1 pseudogene is annotated in these 696 nt (G+C 36.1%); it reads left to right on the top strand.

Annotated features, from left to right (window positions below):
- Positions 1-139: 139 nt before the first annotated feature.
- Positions 140-625, top strand: a pseudogene (gene tnpA / locus H9631_RS22195) (IS200/IS605 family transposase).
- Positions 626-696: the final 71 nt, after the last annotated feature.

The following is a 696-nucleotide window of genomic DNA, read 5'->3' as shown; positions in this document are numbered from 1 at the left end:
TTTTTTGGATAAATGAAAACCATACGCTAGGCGTATGGTTCAGGAGAGCTTATAGCGATGTATTAAAAAAGGCTCCCTCATGGTGTTAAAATAAATTTTGGTTCGCCAACCAAATTTATACACCAAGGAAGGACCCATAATGTCTTCCGACAAAAACAGTCTAGCACATACAAAATGGAATTGTAAGTATCACATCGTCTTTGCACCGAAATATAGAAGGCAAATCATTTAAGGAAAACTAAAACAAGATATAGGACAAATATTACGGAAATTGTGTGAAAGAAAAGGCGTAGAAATTCTAGAAGCTACAGCATGTAAAGACCATATTCATATGTTGGTTAGTATTCCGCCGAAAATAAGTGTATCTTCTTTTGTGGGATATCTAAAGGGAAAAAGCAGTTTGATGATTTTTGATCGGCATGCCAATTTAAAATATCGGTATGGAAATAGGAAATTTTGGTGTAAAGGATTTTATGTGGATACAGTAGGAAGAAATAAGAAAGTAATTGAAGAGTACATTCGAAATCAAATACAAGATGATATAGTGGCAGAACAATTAAGCATGGCGGAATTTATCGATCCATTTACAGGTGAAGAAGTAAAGAGAAAAAATAAAAAGAGATAGGGGAACCCTTTTAGGGTTAGCCGGAAGAGTAGTGCGGTTGGCGAACTTTTCAGTGCCCTTTCAGGGCTGGC

This window comes from Bacillus norwichensis (assembly GCF_014836955.1).
GTDB classification, from domain to species: domain Bacteria; phylum Bacillota; class Bacilli; order Bacillales; family Bacillaceae_C; genus Siminovitchia; species Siminovitchia norwichensis.
This window is presented reverse-complemented; position numbering and strand designations above follow the sequence as displayed.